This is a genomic window from Methylobacterium sp. 1973 (genome assembly GCF_040545035.1).
GTDB classification, from domain to species: domain Bacteria; phylum Pseudomonadota; class Alphaproteobacteria; order Rhizobiales; family Beijerinckiaceae; genus Methylobacterium; species Methylobacterium fujisawaense.
Map to the genome: position 1 here is coordinate 34,859 of NZ_JBEPLA010000020.1, position 14,824 is coordinate 49,682.

Annotated in this window: 17 protein-coding genes; 6 read left to right on the forward strand and 11 right to left on the reverse strand. The window is 67.6% G+C overall.

The window, feature by feature from the left end:
• Positions 1-9: 9 nt before the first annotated feature.
• The 3 genes from ABIC70_RS26150 to ABIC70_RS26160 are packed head-to-tail and all read right to left on the reverse strand — an operon-like array spanning position 10 to position 1,909.
• A complete protein-coding gene (locus tag ABIC70_RS26150) occupies positions 10-540 on the reverse strand; it encodes a hypothetical protein (protein ID WP_354441919.1) in 531 nt (176 codons plus the stop codon).
• Entirely contained in the window at positions 537-1,310 is a 774-nt protein-coding gene (locus ABIC70_RS26155; protein WP_354441921.1) for a molybdopterin-dependent oxidoreductase, read from the reverse strand. The genes ABIC70_RS26150 and ABIC70_RS26155 overlap by 4 nt, the downstream gene beginning before the upstream one ends.
• On the reverse strand, positions 1,307-1,909 hold the full coding sequence (locus tag ABIC70_RS26160) for a cytochrome b/b6 domain-containing protein (protein ID WP_354441923.1): 603 nt from the start codon (positions 1,907-1,909) through the stop codon (positions 1,307-1,309). Before ABIC70_RS26160 ends, ABIC70_RS26155 begins: the two co-directional genes overlap by 4 nt.
• 230 nt (positions 1,910-2,139) lie before the next feature.
• On the opposite strand from ABIC70_RS26160, the gene ABIC70_RS26165 reads away from it, so the two are divergent.
• Positions 2,140-3,126, forward strand: coding sequence for an AraC family transcriptional regulator (locus ABIC70_RS26165; RefSeq protein ID WP_354441925.1), 987 nt, complete (start codon positions 2,140-2,142; stop codon positions 3,124-3,126).
• Between the two features lie 358 nt (positions 3,127-3,484).
• On the forward strand, positions 3,485-4,603 hold the full coding sequence (locus ABIC70_RS26170) for an alpha/beta fold hydrolase (protein ID WP_354441927.1): 1,119 nt from the start codon (positions 3,485-3,487) through the stop codon (positions 4,601-4,603).
• 60 nt (positions 4,604-4,663) lie between these two features.
• Here the strand turns inward: ABIC70_RS26170 and ABIC70_RS26175 are convergent, their stop codons facing one another.
• The 3 genes from ABIC70_RS26175 to ABIC70_RS26185 form a co-directional block, all read right to left on the reverse strand.
• The gene (locus ABIC70_RS26175) at positions 4,664-5,434 is read right to left on the reverse strand and encodes an SDR family NAD(P)-dependent oxidoreductase (RefSeq protein WP_043755458.1); all 771 of its coding nucleotides are present in this window, start codon (positions 5,432-5,434) and stop codon (positions 4,664-4,666) included.
• Between the two features lie 2 nt (positions 5,435-5,436).
• Positions 5,437-5,595, reverse strand: coding sequence for a hypothetical protein (locus ABIC70_RS26180; protein WP_354441929.1), 159 nt, complete (start codon positions 5,593-5,595; stop codon positions 5,437-5,439).
• A 77-nt stretch (positions 5,596-5,672) separates the two neighbouring features.
• On the reverse strand, positions 5,673-6,362 hold the full coding sequence (locus ABIC70_RS26185; RefSeq protein WP_354441931.1) for an SDR family NAD(P)-dependent oxidoreductase: 690 nt from the start codon (positions 6,360-6,362) through the stop codon (positions 5,673-5,675).
• 100 nt (positions 6,363-6,462) lie between these two features.
• Between ABIC70_RS26185 and ABIC70_RS26190 the strand changes: the two genes are divergently transcribed.
• On the forward strand, positions 6,463-7,395 hold the full coding sequence (locus ABIC70_RS26190; protein ID WP_354441933.1) for a LysR family transcriptional regulator: 933 nt from the start codon (positions 6,463-6,465) through the stop codon (positions 7,393-7,395).
• Positions 7,396-7,408: 13 nt separating this feature from the next.
• Here ABIC70_RS26190 and ABIC70_RS26195 read toward each other — a convergent pair whose 3' ends face one another.
• The 3 genes from ABIC70_RS26195 to ABIC70_RS26205 form a co-directional block, all read right to left on the reverse strand.
• Positions 7,409-8,125 carry an SDR family oxidoreductase gene (locus ABIC70_RS26195; protein WP_354441935.1) on the reverse strand — a complete coding sequence of 239 codons (717 nt, stop codon included), beginning with the start codon at positions 8,123-8,125 and terminating at the stop codon, positions 7,409-7,411.
• Between the two features lie 27 nt (positions 8,126-8,152).
• Positions 8,153-8,827 carry a peroxiredoxin-like family protein gene (locus tag ABIC70_RS26200; protein WP_354441937.1) on the reverse strand — a complete coding sequence of 225 codons (675 nt, stop codon included), beginning with the start codon at positions 8,825-8,827 and terminating at the stop codon, positions 8,153-8,155.
• A 96-nt stretch (positions 8,828-8,923) separates the two neighbouring features.
• Entirely contained in the window at positions 8,924-9,559 is a 636-nt protein-coding gene (locus tag ABIC70_RS26205) for a glutathione S-transferase family protein (protein ID WP_354441939.1), read from the reverse strand.
• Positions 9,560-9,681: 122 nt separating this feature from the next.
• Here ABIC70_RS26205 and ABIC70_RS26210 point away from each other — a divergent pair, with 122 nt between their 5' ends.
• Positions 9,682-10,587: a LysR family transcriptional regulator gene (locus ABIC70_RS26210; RefSeq protein WP_274925848.1), complete on the forward strand. Its 906-nt coding sequence runs from the start codon at positions 9,682-9,684 to the stop codon at positions 10,585-10,587.
• A gap of 96 nt (positions 10,588-10,683) precedes the next feature.
• On the forward strand, positions 10,684-11,454 hold the full coding sequence (locus ABIC70_RS26215) for an enoyl-CoA hydratase/isomerase family protein (protein WP_179698093.1): 771 nt from the start codon (positions 10,684-10,686) through the stop codon (positions 11,452-11,454).
• A gap of 68 nt (positions 11,455-11,522) precedes the next feature.
• Here the strand turns inward: ABIC70_RS26215 and ABIC70_RS26220 are convergent, their stop codons facing one another.
• Complete coding sequence (locus ABIC70_RS26220; protein ID WP_354441942.1) at positions 11,523-12,503, reverse strand: alpha/beta fold hydrolase; 981 nt, start codon at positions 12,501-12,503, stop codon at positions 11,523-11,525.
• Positions 12,504-12,787: 284 nt separating this feature from the next.
• Complete coding sequence (locus ABIC70_RS26225) at positions 12,788-13,705, reverse strand: LysR family transcriptional regulator (RefSeq protein ID WP_354441944.1); 918 nt, start codon at positions 13,703-13,705, stop codon at positions 12,788-12,790.
• Between the two features lie 129 nt (positions 13,706-13,834).
• Here ABIC70_RS26225 and ABIC70_RS26230 point away from each other — a divergent pair, with 129 nt between their 5' ends.
• A complete protein-coding gene (locus tag ABIC70_RS26230; RefSeq protein WP_354441946.1) occupies positions 13,835-14,689 on the forward strand; it encodes an alpha/beta fold hydrolase in 855 nt (284 codons plus the stop codon).
• Positions 14,690-14,824 lie beyond the last annotated feature (135 nt).

The following is a 14,824-nucleotide window of genomic DNA, read 5'->3' on the forward strand; positions in this document are numbered from 1 at the left end:
CCTCCGTGATCAATGGAAGGGCCGGACGATCCCGAGGCGGAGCGTCTGGTTCGGTTGAACAGCGATGGCCGAGCCCGGCGCGAAGGCCGGCAGCGCGCGCAGGCGCTCCGGCGTCAGGCCCATGAGGGCTACGTGCTCGCCGAGCAGCGCCACCGCTTCGACCGGCACGGCCACGAGCCGGGATCCGACCCCGCTCCAGGCGACCGGCTGGAGTCTGAGCCAGGTCAGCCCGAGGACGCCGTCGAGGCGCACGATCACATCGGCGCCGCCGTCGTTGCGGCGGACGAGCCCCGTCACGCGGCCGAGCACGGGCTGTGATTCCTCCGGCTGAAACAGGAGGCGGCCGGGGAGATCGCCGACGCGCACAGGCTGGGGAAACCGGCCGGCCGCGCGACCCGCCATCTCGGGGGCGGTCATGCCGGGCTTCGGCATGTGGTCGGGGGCCGGCAAGGGACCGGCCGTCTGCGCCTGCGCCGGCCCGGTGAGGGCCAGCGTCAGCAGGACGACGCCCCGGGCGCACCGGATCGCGCGGGCACTCATAGGCCCGCGAACCAGTTGAAGCCGCGATTCTCCCAGTAGCCGCCGGGATAGGTGTTGGTCACCTCGATGGCCGTGATCCATTTGGGATTCTTGAAGCCGAGCTTGACCGCGGTGCGCAGGCGCAGCGGGTACCCGTAGGGGTCCGGCAGCTCCGCGCCGGCATAGCGGGTGGCGAGCAGCGTCTGCGGGTGCAGTGCGCTGGCCATGTCGATGCTGCTCGGATAGTTGTTGGCCGTCTTGAAGGCGACGTACTTGGCGGTGAGGTCGGCGCCGACGCGCTCCAAGAAGGCGCGGAGCGGCACGCCCGACCACTGCCCGATATAGTCCCAGCCCTCCACGCAGACGTGGCGGATGATGATCTCGCGCTCGGGCAATTCCGCGATCTGCCGACGCGTCCAGGGCCGCTTGTCGGAGATCAGCCCGGCGAGTTCGAGCCGCCACGCCGTGCCGTCGATCGGCTTCACGTCCTCGACGTCGTAGTAGGCGTTGAAGCGCGGCGGCTTCAGGACCTGGGAGGCGGGATATTCCGGCGCGAGCTTGCGGGGATCGAACAGGGCGGCCTGGACGCCGTCGTTGAAGTCGGAGACCGCGCGCAGCGCCCGGCCGACCGCGGTCGTGTCGGTCACGTCGCAGCCGGTGAGCATGGTGAGCGCGCCCAGCGTCAGGCCGCCGCGCAGGAGACCGCGCCGCTCGATCTGGCGGACCAGGGGGCGGTGGTCGTCGAGGATGCCGGGATCCGGCACCGTGCGGGGGCGGAACGGCGACCTCATCGCGCCGCCTCCCGGGCCATGGCCGGGAGGGCCGGCTGGCGGACCGGGCCGCCAGTCAGCATCGCCCTCAGCGTGCGCGGCACGAGCAGGGCGAGCACGACGTGGATGGCAAGGAAGCCCGCCAGCACCGCCATGCCGGCGAAGAGGACGAGGCGCGCGCCCTGGAAGCCGCCGAGCAGTGCGACGAGGCCGGAGAATTGGACCGGCTTCCAGATGGCCAGCCCGCTGACGACCTGGCTGATGCCGGCCAGGATGGCGACGATGTAGAGGATCTCCTGGACGGCGTTGTAGGTCGTCAGGTCCTCGTGCGCGAGCTTGAGCCGCAGCGTGTCGCGGACCGTCTGCACGATGTCGCTCGGGCGGATCGGCAGGAGGCGCTCGCGCAGGCGCCCGGTCGCGACGCCGTAGACGAGATAAGCGCCGCCATTGGCAACCAGCAGCCACATCGCGGCGAAGTGCCAAAGCAGGCTCTCGGCGGCCCAGGACCCAAGGCGGATCGCCTTGGGAAAGTACACGCCGTGAATAATGACGGAATCGTCGTAGATGCCCCAGCCGGAGCCGATCAGCACCACCATCGCCACGGCGTTCGTCCAGTGCATGATCCGCACCGGCTATGGGTGCAAGCGACGCCTGGATCTGATCGCGTTCATCTTCATGATAGCGGGCGCCCTTCGTGTTTTTTGATCCAATACGTGGTCGCAAATTGATGAATTATGGGATCGACAAGCCATATGGGAAAAGTCAACCGCCAAGTTGCCTGTCGTGATGACCTGGACCTTCCACAAAAGACGCTGAGATTAGTTCACCAGTAAGAGCGCACGGAGTGCCCATGTCCTGCGATATCCTTCCGCGTCTGTTCTCGACTTTGTCTGTGCAGGTCCATGCGTTCGCGTTCTGTGAGATCCAGACCGGGTGGCAGCTGGCGAAGAACGGCATGGCGGACGCGATTCTTGTCCATTACGTTCTTGCGGGCTCAGGAACGATCGTGGTCGAAGGTCAAGAACCTCTACGTTTCGGGCCGAATTGCATGGTGATCCCACCGCGCGGCACGCGGCACTCAATTGGTTTCGCGGGAGCTGCCCGAACGGTTACGGCCGAAGACGCACGCAGAGTTCTTCCGGATGGCCTTATTGCGTTGACGGCGGGTGATGGAAGACGGGACATTTTACTGGCCTGCGGCTCTATCGCGGCGCGATATGCCGGCGCGCTCGGTCTTTTCGACCGTCTGCACAACGCCTTGATTGAAGATTTATCCGGCAGCGACAGGCTGCGCCACGCCTTCGCTTTCATGATCGAGGAACTGGTCAATCCAAGTCTTGGTACGCAGGAAGTGACGAGTGCGCTGATGAAGCAGTGCCTGACAATCCTGCTTCGGATCCATCTGAAGGAGAAAGGCGCTGAATCGCCGATCTTCGAAGCGCTGCGCGATCCGAGGCTGGTCCCGGCGATCGCGGCTGTCCTCGACGCGCCTGGGGCGCAGCATACGGTCGATAGCTTGGCTGCGCTCTGTGGGATGAGCCGCTCCGGTTTCGCCGAGCGCTTCTCCGCCACATTCGGCGAGGGTCCGATCGAGTATCTGCAGCGGGCGCGACTGCAACTGGCAGCCAAGCTGCTGACGTCCTCGCCCATGCCCGTGAAGGTCATCTCTGAGAGCGTCGGGTACGCCAGCCGCAGTTACTTCTCGCACGCCTTCAAGATCGCTTACGGGTGCGATCCGAGCGCCTACCGCGCTCAAGCCACGAGCCTGGTCAGATCCCTGGAGCCACAATCCGACCTCGGGATCGACGGCGCACGGCGGAAGTCCGAAAGACCCTGAGCGTGCATGCGGGTGGATGTCTTCCGCGTTGAACACGAGCACCGAGGGTATTGCCATCATCAACGCCGGATAGTCTCGCCAAAAACTTGCGATGGCGGAACCCGCACGGCGTGCGTTATCGTTCAAATCAGGTGCTGTGGCTCGAACTTGGTGGTTTCTGAAATTAAATCTGCATATAAGCGGCGCGTCGAAAAGACGGCCCAGATTTCCTCAGGGGCCTTCATTCGTAAAACGAAGGGCGGCCTTTCGGGGATGAGGACTCTTAAAAATCCTGCTCTTCAGTATGCACGGCGCGACCCGAGAAGCGGCGCCCATCAAGGCTGAGAAATCTTGAAATCAGGATCTGCCACGCCGATCGATGCTGCTCTTCGTCAACGTGGCACAGACGCTTGGCCTAGTTGGGTCGATGACCAGCCCCGATGAAAGAATGGTCTGCTCGGCGAAGACCAGCAAAGAGCGCGTCCGCGTACGGCTTGAGGCCTGCTGCCGAGTCGAGAACGGAGTCGCGCAGTCACTCCTGGCAACATCGAAACATCAGAGACGTGGATCTGCGGGTGCCATGTCCCGCCATTTAAGATGCGAAAGGATGTTCATGCCGTCGGTCCTAGCGCCTGGCACGCACAGCATCGCCGTGAACGGCGTAGTTCAACATTATCACGTCTCCGGCATGGGACCCTATTGCATCGCGCATGCCGGTGGCCCCGGCATAGACGCCAGCTACTTGCGATTGCCTCTGCTCGAAGAGAGCCTGACCATGGTGTATCTGGACCCGATCGGCACAGGATCGTCCGGACGCCTCGCGACCCATCCCCAGGGGTACAGCGTAGACCGCTTCTCCGAACAGCTGCTCGCGTTCATCGACGCGGCCGGTATCCCCGAACCTTACCTCCTCGGCCATTCGCACGGTGCCTTTGTGGTGCTGGAGGCAGCGCTCAAGCGGCCAGGAGGACTCAAAGGCCTGATCGTGTATGCGGGCGCTGCCTACACAGGCGGCGCCTTCATGGCCGATGCGAGCGCTGAGATCGCCGCCTTCGTGGCACGCCACGCGGGGACGGCGGAAGCCAAAGCGGTCGAGAGGGCCTGGGCCTCGATCCCCACCATCCGCACAGACGCGGCCTATACCGCGGCGCTGCGCGACCTCCTTCCGGCCTATATGTCGGACTTCCGGCGCTGGCCAGACATGCTCGCGACCCTGCAACGGCGGCTCCAGGCGACCCTGTTGGTCGGCGATGGCCAAGTCTTCGACGTTCGCGACCGTCTCGCCACCGTGCAGGTTCCGGCGCTCGTCGTCACCGGAACCGACGACTTCATTCTCGGCCCGCGCCACGCGGCGTTGCTGGCCGATCTGCTACCACAGGCGCAAATGAGAATCTTCGAGCAGAGCGGCCACTTCGCCCATATCGAGGAGGCCTGCGCCTTCGCGGAGGCCGTCCTTCGCTTCACGGGACGTCCGGGCCGAGCGTTGTCCGGTATATGACGGCCGTGCGCGCCTAAGATCCTCGACCTCAGGCGCTCCACCGAGGGGCTGCGTGGCTGTCTAGGGCAGCGGCACACCGGACAGCGTCGCGCACCGGTCCAGCAGAGCCTCCTGCAGCCCGACGCGACGGGTGCTGGGCTCCGGCGATTTTTCGCGCTGGTGATAGAAGTACCGGCCCGTGACACGGGTCGCTGGGTCGTCCCCGACCGCCAGCCATGCCTGGGTCACGGGCGCGGCGGCCATATCATCCGGCGCACCGGGGCCGCCCATACGGGTGGGTACCCAGCCCGGTTCGAGGGCGTTCGATCGCACCGCGGGCCAGTGTCGTGCCACGCCGAAAGCCAGCAGGACATTCAGGAACTTCGTTTCCGCGTAAGCCTGCGATCCGCTCCAGCGCCGTCTGGTCCATTGCAGATCGTCCATGTCCGGAATACCGCCTGGGTGCATGCCCGAGCTCAGGTAAACGAGGCGGTCTGGCCTCTCCATCAAAGCGGTGAGCAAGTAAGGCGCCAAGACGTTGATCGCGAAGAGATGGCTCAGACCATCCCGGGTCTCCAGCCGGCGCGCTTCGCGATAGCCGATGCCGACATTATGGATGACGGCGTCGAAGTGCCCGATCGCGTTGGCCTGCTCGGCCACGGATCGCATGCCGGCGATCGTGACGACATCGCCGATGTCGATCTGGGCCGCGTTCGGAAGCGCCCGTCGCGCGACCTCGCCACGATCGGTGTTCCGCGCATGCAGCACGACTTCATGGCCCTCGCGAGCCAGGCGCTGGCCCGCCATGAGCCCGAGGCCATCCGACGATCCGGTGATGAAGATACGGGCCATCGTCAGTCTTTCAGCAATGCTTCGGTCACGATCGCCGTTTGAGAGCGCTGCAACGCCGCGGCCGCCCGTAGATCGTGCGTCGCGAATCCCTGCTCGGGCAGCACCGCTCCAGGCGATGACGGGCTGCTCTGCGCGGCAACCGGAGCCGTTCCGGTCACCATCGCCGATATCCTCGGGTGGACGCTGCCTGCCGTGGTACGTGGGTGGCGCATGTCCGGTTCGCCTGGCAGTCAGTCGGTCACCAGGGAAGCGGATTGTTGAACCGGTCGACGTAGCGCAGACCGGCCAAGCCGCGGTTCGCCTCGATCATGTCGACCACGCGCGGGATGCTCTCCGCGACGGACAGAGCCGCATCGCCGCCGCCCATCTCGGTCCGCACCCAGCCGGGAGCGACGAGGAGCAAGGCGTGCCCGTCATCGAAGTGCTTCGCCGCATAGCCCTTCATGAGCATGTTGAGCGCGGCTTTGCTGGACGCGTAGAGCTGCCAGCCGCCGGTCGCGTGCGCGATGCTGCCGAGCTCGGAACTCATGATCCCGATGGTGCCGCCGGCCGGCACCAGATCCCGCAGGAGCTCGACCGCGCGCACGGGCGAGAAGGCGTTAGTCAGCATCATGTCGAGAAAGTCCGTCTCATGCGCGCTGACCGGGCTCGCCTCGATTTCGCGGGCGATGCCGGCATTGATGAACAGGACGTCGACGCGTCGACCGCTCAAGCGCTCGCGCAGCGCGCGGACCGAGCTTCCATCGTTGATGTCGACCGGCTGGATCTCGAGGCTGTCGGGAAAGCGGTTCGCGAGCGTCTCAAGTTGGTCGGAGCGGCCGCGTGCCGTTGCGATCACGCGCCACCCGCGCCCGAGCCACTCCTCCGCGAGGGCGAAGTCCAGTCCGCGCGAAGCGCCGACGACGAGCGCCGTGGATTGCCCTGTCATGAGAGCCTCCTCTGAATTGCCACGGCTCTAGGTGGCGTAGAGTCGGGACAGGAATTTGCGTCGTTCTGTCAGATCATTCCGGACTCGGAGTCATGGAACGATGCCTTGCGATGGCCGACTGCTCGCCGGCGTGACGGTTCTGATAGCCGTGGTCGAGGCCGGAACCATGACCCGAGCGGCCGAGGCCCTCGGGCTCACCCAGTCGGGTGTGGGACGCGCCATCCAGCGTCTGGAGACCCGCGTCGGTGTGCGGTTGCTCGATCGCACGACCCGGACCTTGCGGCTCACCGACGAGGGACGTCGCTTCTGGGAGCGGGTCGGCCCGCATCTCGACGGGATCGAGGAAGCCGCCCTGGAGGCGGCGGGCAGTGCGTCGACGGTGCGCGGGCGCCTGCGGGTGAATGTCGATCCGATTTTCTCGCGCCTCGTCGTGTCGCGCGAGCTGACGCGCTTCCTCGCGCTCCATCGCGAGTTGCGGCTCGAACTGATCATGCGCGATCAGATCGGCGACCTCGTTGCCGACGGGTTCGATATGGCGCTGCGGTTCGGGGATCCGCCGGTGGCGGGCTTCACCGCGCGCAAGCTCCTGGAGGCGCGGATCCTGACAGTCGCGGCGCCGGCGTACCTGGCTGCGCACGGCCGCCCCGCGCACCCGCGCGACCTTCGGGACCACGCCTGCATCGACTTTCAGGATCCGCTGACGGGCCGCCCCTTCGCGTGGGAGTTCCGCCGCGGCGACGAGGTCGTGCCGGTGCGGCAGCCGGCGCGCCTGATGGTGTCGGACGTCGAGACGATGATCGGCGCCTGTTGCGAGGGCGCCGGGATCGCGCAGGTCATGCAGCTCGGCAGCCGGAACTTCGTCGCGAGCCGCAAGCTCGTCGAGATCTTCCCGGATTGGCCCGACGAGACCTTCCCCCTGTACGCGATCTACCCGTCGCGCCAGCATCGCGCCGCGAAGGTCCGCGCCTTCACCGAATGGTGCCTGCAGCTGGTCGGCGGCGACAACGAGCTCGATGCCGCCGCGACACGGTGAGCCGCGTCCGGGGCTACAGCGCCGCCCGACCGATCGAGGCACCGCCGTCGACGTAGAGTGTCTGCCCCGTCATGAACGCCGCCCCGTCCGACATCAAGAACGCGATGGCTGCCGCAATCTCCTCAGGCCGTCCGAAGCGGCCCATCGGCACCCCGGCGAGATAGCGCGTCTCGCCCGGGCTGCCCGGGGGGTTGTTGGCCCGGAACAGCTCGGTCTCGGTCGGGCCCGGCGCCACCGCGTTGACGGTGATCCCGGTCGTTGCGAGCTCGAGCGCCCAGGAGCGGGTGAAGCTGACCAGCGCCGCCTTCGCGGCCGCGTAGGCCGTGCGCTCGACGCTGCCGAGGATGGTCAGGCTGGCGATGTTGACGACCCGGCCCCAGCCGCGCCGGCGCATGCCGGGCAGGGTCGCCTGCACGGCCTGAAGCGCCGGATGGAGGTTGACGCGCAGGACCTCGTCCAGCGCGGACATCTCAACGGCCTCAAGTCGCTGTGGCCGCACCAAGCCCACATTGTTGACCACGCCATCGAAGGTGAAGCGTCCGGTCAGGTCTGCAAGAACCGCGTCGGTCGCCGGACCGTCAGCGAGGTCCACCGGCACGAGCGTGCCGGGGAAATCGTCGAGGCCTCCGCGCGCAAGGCCGACGACGTGGTGGCCGTCGCCGGCGAGACGGTGGGCCAGCGCCAGCCCGATGCCCTTGCTGGCACCGGTCACGAGAAAGGTTCGGGACATCCTGGATCTCCTTGCGGCCGTGTCTTGTCAGGCGGGAATGGAGGCGGCGCGGCGGAGCGCCGGCAGCATGTCTTCGGGCTCGGGGCGGCGGGTGTAGTCGGGGTTTACCTCGGCGTAGAGGATCACGCCGTCCTGCCCGACGACGAAGCGTCCGGGCATCGGCAGGGTCCAGCTCGCGTCGCCGTTGAACGCCGGCAGGTCGTTCTTCAGGCTCTTGTAGAGATCGACCAGGTAATCGGGCAGCGCGAAGCGCAGGCCGAACGCGGCCGCGACGGCGTTGTGCGGGTCCGACAGGATCGGGAATTCAAGGGCATTCTGGCGGACCGACTTCCGGCTGTTGGCCGCCGTCTGCGGCGAGAGGGCAACGAGGCTCGCCCCGAGCTTCTCGAATTGTGACAGCGCCTCCTGAAGCGCCCGGAGCTCCGTGTTGCAGTAGGGGCACCACACGCCGCGGTAAAAGCTGATCACGAGCGGCCCGCGCGCCAGCAGGGCGTCGGAGGAGACGGGCTGCCCCTCCGAGTCGTTGAGCGCGAACGCCGGCGCCCGGTCGCCGGCCCGGAGGGCACGGGTCGCGGCGCCGGTGGCGATCAGTTCCGCGGTGGCCCGGTGCATCGTCCGGATCACCGAGGGCGGGACGTTGTAGGGGGGCTTGCCGTCCTCGAAATCGGCTTTGAACGCGTCGAGCTTGGATTGCAGGGTCATGGGTTTGTGCCTCGTGCGACAGGCTGGCGAGCTGGCTTGCGCTGCTGGCTTGCGGGAAAGGACCGGCCCGGGGCGAGTCCGGTGGCGTGCGACCGGTCAGGCCTGCGGCACGAGCGCGTTCACCCGCTCGACCGCGCGTTGGACAGCGGGACGCGCGGCCATCGCGTCGTACCAGCGGGCGACATGCGGCGTGTTCTCGAAGCTCACGCCCGCGAACTCGCGTCGCCAGAGCCAGCCGAAATGGGCGATGTCGGCCACCGTGAAGGCGTCGCCGGCGACGTAGCGGCGTTCGGCCAGCACCCCGTCGAGTACACCGAGCGTCCGGTTCGCCTCCGCCGAGAAGCGGGCGATGGCGAGCGGCAACGGCTCGGCGGCCTGGCGTTGGAAGAAGCCCGCCTGCCCGAAGGCCGGGCCGAGCCCGGAGGCGTGGAAGAACAGCTGCTCGAACATGCGCGCCCGGCCTTCGCCGTGCGGCGGCATCAGGCGGCCGCTCGTCTCGGCGAGGTAGACCAGGATCGCAGCGGACTCGGTCAGGACCAGCCGGCCATCGGCCGCCGCCGGATCGATCAGTACCGGCACCTTCGCGTTCGCGTTCAGCGCCAGGAATTCGGGCGCCTTCTGCTCGCCCTGACGCACGTTCACGCCGTGGAGGCGGTACGGGAGGCCGAGTTCCTCCAGCGCGATGAGGACCTTGATGCTGTTGGGCGTGGCGAAAGCGTAGACCTCGAACATGTTCACTTGGCTCCGGCGGGACCACTGCGCCGATGCGGTGGTGACGGCCGGATTGATGCCCCTCCCCCGATGGACAGGGCAGAAGGCCCGAGGCGATAACGCTCATTCCAGGGAGGCATGGCGTGGACCGGTATCAGGCGATGGCCACCTTCGTGCAGGTCGTGGAATCGGGCTCCTTCTCGGGGGCCGCCCGACTCCTGAATGTCGGCCAGCCCGCCGTCTCCAAGACGATCGCGCAGTTGGAGAACCGGCTGCAGGTCAGCCTGCTCGTCCGCTCGACGCACGGCCTGAGCCCCACGGAGGCGGGCCTGCGCTTCTACGAGCGGGCGCGGGCGGCCATCGCGGAGGCGGACGAGGCCGAGCGCGCCGCCCGAGGCGCGGGGGCCGGTCTCTCGGGACGGCTGCGCGTCTCGGCGGCGACCACCTTCGCCCGGCTCCACGTGGTGCCGATGCTGCCGCGCTTCCTCGCCGAGCACCCGGACCTCGACATCGAGATCGTCCTCGACGACCGGGTAATCGACCTCGTCGGCGAGGGGATCGACCTGTCCCTGCGCATGGGGACTTTGCCGGACTCGGCCGCCGTCGCACGCAAGCTCGCCACCGGGGGCCGTTCGGTGCTCGCCACGCCCGCCTATCTTGCCCGCGCGGGCGAACCGCGCAGTCCCGCGGACCTCGCCGGGCACGAGGCGGTGGTCTACAGCCGGCAGCCCGATGCCTGGTCCTTCACCCGGGACGGCGCCGAGATCTCGGTTGCGGTGCATGGCCGCGTCCGGGTCAGCGCGGCCGAAGGCCTGCGTGCGGCCGTGCTGGCCGATATCGGGCTCACCATCGCGTCGGACTGGATGTTCGTCCCCGAACTGGCGAGCGGCGCGGTCCGGCGGCTGCTGCAGCCCTGGGCGTTGCCTATGATCGATCTCTGGGCGGTCTTCCCCACCGGCCGCATGGCCAGCGCCAAGGCGCGGCTCTTCGCCGGCTTCGTCGAGGCGGTGATGGCCGAGATGCGGGAGCCCCATTCCGCGACGGCATAAGTCTTATCGCTGCGCGCCGTCATCCGTCGCCGGGCGGTGCCGTCTACCTCGTCCTCATGCCGACCAACGGGGCCGGCCACCACGAGGACAGCACCGATGGCCCGTTTCGAGACCTACCGCGACGCGTTCCCGAACGCCCGCCTGACCCGGAAGCCGAACGGCGTGCTGGAGGTCATGCTCCACACCGAGGGCGGCAAGCTCGTCTTCAACGGTCACACCCACGAGCAGTTCGTCGACCTGTTCCACGCGATCGGCGAGGACCGCGACAACCGGGCGGTGATCCTGACGGGGGCGGGCGACGCCTTCATGGACGCGATCAGCCCCGAGGGCTTCGATTTCTTCACGCCGCAGGGCTACGACAAGATCCTGCGCGAGGGCCGCAAGGTGCTCAGCAACATCCTCGACGTCGAGGTGCCGATGATCACCGCGCTCAACGGCCCGGTCCTGCTTCACAGCGAATACGCGCTGCTCACCGACATCGTGCTGGCCACGCCCGAGACGGTGTTCCAGGACAAGCCGCATTTCGAGTTCGGGATCGTGCCGGGCGACGGCATGCACATCCTGTGGCCTGAGGTGATCGGTTCGATCCGCGGGCGATACTTCCTGCTGACGCGGCAGGTGCTGGATGCCCAGACGGCCAAGGATTGGGGCGTCATCAACGAGATCGTGCCGCAAGACCGGCTGCTGGCCAGGGCGCACGAGATCGCGGACGGGATCGCAGCTCTGCCGCCGCTCACCGGCCGGTACACGCGGATCGCGCTCACGCAGCGCCTGCGCCGGCTCGTCGAGGAGGGCACCGGCTACGGCCTCGCCCTGGAGGGCATCAGCGCCGCCGACGTGGCCCGGACCATGGCCGCCCAGAACTAAGTGAGCGCCCGATCCGAACCATCGCACGGCGTGTCGGGCCCGCGAGGATGGCCCGGCACGCCGGAGGCTCAGAAGTAGGCCCGGATCTCTCGAGCGATGTCGTCCCCGTTCGTTTCGAGGGCGAAGTGGCCGGTGTCGAGGAAGCGGACCCGTGCGTCCGGGATATCGCGCTTGAACGCCTCGGCTCCGGGCGGGATGAAGAAGGGGTCGTTTCGGCCCCAGACAGCGAGGAGCTTCGGGCGGTGCTCTCGGAAGAAGGCCTGGACCAGCGGGTAGCGTTCCAGGTTGCGCTTGTAGTCGAGCTTGAGCTTGACTTGGCGGTCCGCATTGCCCGGTCGCGCCAGAATGGCGGCGTCGAGCGTGTACGACTCGGGCTCAATGACCGACGGGTCGGGCACCCCGTGGAAGTAGGGTGCCTTGACGCCGTCGAGGGTCATGCGGGCGCGGATGGCCTCCACGGCGGCCTCGTTCGGCTTTTCCCAATAGGCTCTGAGGGGCGCCCAGGCCGCCTCGCCGAGCCCCTCCAGATAGGCGTTGCCGTTCTGGGACACGATGCCGGCGATGCGGTCGGGATGCGCGAGCGCCAGGTCCCAACCCACCGGAGCCCCGTAGTCGAAAGTGTAGAGGCGGTAGCGCCGGAGGCCGAGGACGTCGACGAAGGCCTCGATCGTTCGCGACAGCGCCGCGAAGTCGTAGACGTAGCCGCGGTCCTCCGGGACCACCGTGAAACCGAAGGACGGGAGATCCGGCGCGATCAGGCGAAACCGGTCCGCGAGCCTCGGCATGAGATGGCGGAAGTAGAAGGACGAATTCGCGAAGCCGTGCAGCAGCAGGAATACCGGGGCGTCGGGCCGGCCGGCCTCGCGATAGAAGACGTCCACGCCGTCGGCCCGGACCGTGCCGTGGCGGACCTCTGCGACCTCGGCGGGCCGCGTTTCCGCCGCGACGGCGCCGACCGGGCCTAAGCCTGCCGCCATGACGCTGCCGGCGAGAAGACTCCGCCGCGTCGCCCTGGCAGGCCCGTCTTGGAATGCCGTGTCCTGTCTCATCGCTCCACTCGCATCTGTGCGGGCCGGGGAACGTCCGGATTGCGCGCCTCGCGACCGCGAATGTCGCGCACGTCGAGGCGGATGCACCGGCCTTCGCCGCGAGCCCTCCGACCGTGCCGCGGCGTTCAGGCTCGGGACCGGACAGTGTGATCACGATGAACTCTCTCGGCACTCACTAGAACACAGAGTTTGCGAAACTCAGCCTTACGGATTTCGAGAGGGAGATGGCCCGGCCTTTTCTTACCCGGCGGACGCTCGTCCCAAGCCGGCGGGCGCATCGGCCTTCATGGGGGTGGGATAACGGCACCCAGGGACGCGCGAATGCGCGGCGTCGCGAAGTCGAGGAATGCCCGCAGCTTGAGCGGGAGGCGTCCGTGGCCGACATGGACGACGCTGACCGGGACCGGATCAAGCTCGAACGACCGCAGGACGAGAACTTGGCTCCCGGCGGCGACCAGAGGGGCCGCCTGGTACGACAGCACCTGCGTGAGGCCGACGCCGGCCGCCGCGGCGTCGAGAGCGGCCTCGGCCGTGTTGACCTGCAGACGCGACCGCACCCGGACCACTTGGACGGCCTTCCGGTCGGACGTGGCGAAGTGCCAGGCCGGGCCGGCGGCCAGGTCGCTGAAGGTCACGCACGGGATCTCGGCGAGGTCGGATAGCGTGTGGGGCGTCCCGTGGGCGGCGAGGAAGTCCGGACTGCCGCAGACCACGCGTGTGACCGTGCCCAGCCGCGCCGTTACCAAGTCGCTGTCCGGCAGGTGCGAGATGCAGACCGCCAGGTCCACGTGATCCTCCACGAGGTCCAGGGCCCGGTCGGTGAGGATCAGGCGCACGGTGATGTCCGGGAACCGGGACAGGAACGCCGAGACCACCGGCAGGACGTGCAGCCGCCCGAAAACCAGCGGGGCCGTCATCGTCAACGCGCCGCGGGGCTCGGTGTACTCGCCCCTGACCGCCCGCTCGGTCTCCTCGACCTCGCCGAGCAAGCGTCGGCACGCCTCGATGTAGGCGGCTCCCGCGTCGGTCGGGATGAGCTTGCGCGTCGTGCGGACCAGGAGCCTCGCGCCGAGATGGGCTTCCAGGTCCGCGATCTTGCGGCTGACGCTCGGCAGGGGGATGCCGAGCCGGCGTCCGGCGGCCGACAGGCTCCCGGCCTCCACGGCAGCGACCAGCAGGCTCATGGCCTCCAACCGGTCCATCGCACCCTCTCGTTTTCGGCAACGGTCACTCTCGGAGTGGTCAGATTATCCCGCAGAGTGCAAGTCGGTACCCATGCCTCACCGACGGCGTGCAGCACGGGCTGCATCGCCGGCACCGGAGGGCGAACGATGACTCAGACCACCTACCGCACCGTCGACGTCGACGGCCTCAAGGTCTTCTACCGGGAGGCCGGCGACTCTGCGAAGCCGACGCTCCTGCTGCTGCACGGCTTCCCCTCGTCCGGCCACATGTTCCGCAACCTGATCCCGCTGCTCGCGGACCGCTTCCACCTCGTCGCCCCCGACCTGCCGGGCTTCGGACTGTCCGAGATCAAGCCGCGCGCCGCCTTCATTTACACCTTCGACGCGCTGGCGAAGGTCATCGGCCGCTTCACGGAGGTCATCGGATTGAAGACCTACGCGCTCTACGTCTTCGACTACGGCGCGCCCACCGGCTTCCGGGTCGCAATGGCGCATCCCGAGCGAGTGACCGCCATCGTCTCGCAGAACGGCAACGCCTATGAGGAAGGACTGAGCGAGGGCTGGAACCCGATTCAGCGTTACTGGCGGGATCAAAGCGACGCCAACCGGCAGGCGCTGCGCGAATTGCTGACCCCGGCCTCGATCCGCTGGCAATACGAGCACGGCGTTCCGGACACCTCGCTGGTCTCGCCCGACGGGAGCGCCCTCGACGCGTGGTACATCCAGCGGCCGGAGGTCGACGAGATTCAGCTCGACCTGTTCGGCAACTATGCCAGCAACGTGGCGCTTTACCCCGATTTCCAAGCCTATTTCCGCACGCACCGCCCGCGGCTTCTGGCGATCTGGGGGCGGAACGACCCGTTCTTCCTGCCAGCCGGTGCGGAGGCGTTCCGACGCGACATACCGGATGCGCAGGTGCGCTTCCTCGATACGGGGCATTTCGCCCTGGAGACGCATGCCAAGGACATCGCCGAGGCTGTCACGGAATTCCTCAAGGCCTGAAGCGGAGATTGCTAAGGGCCCGCGACAGCCTGAATGACGGAAGGTACAGAAGGGCCGGCCGACCCTGACGGGGCGGCCGCTCTTTCAAAACCTGCTTGATGCAGCAGGAAGCCATGAGAGACTTCCGCTTTCAAG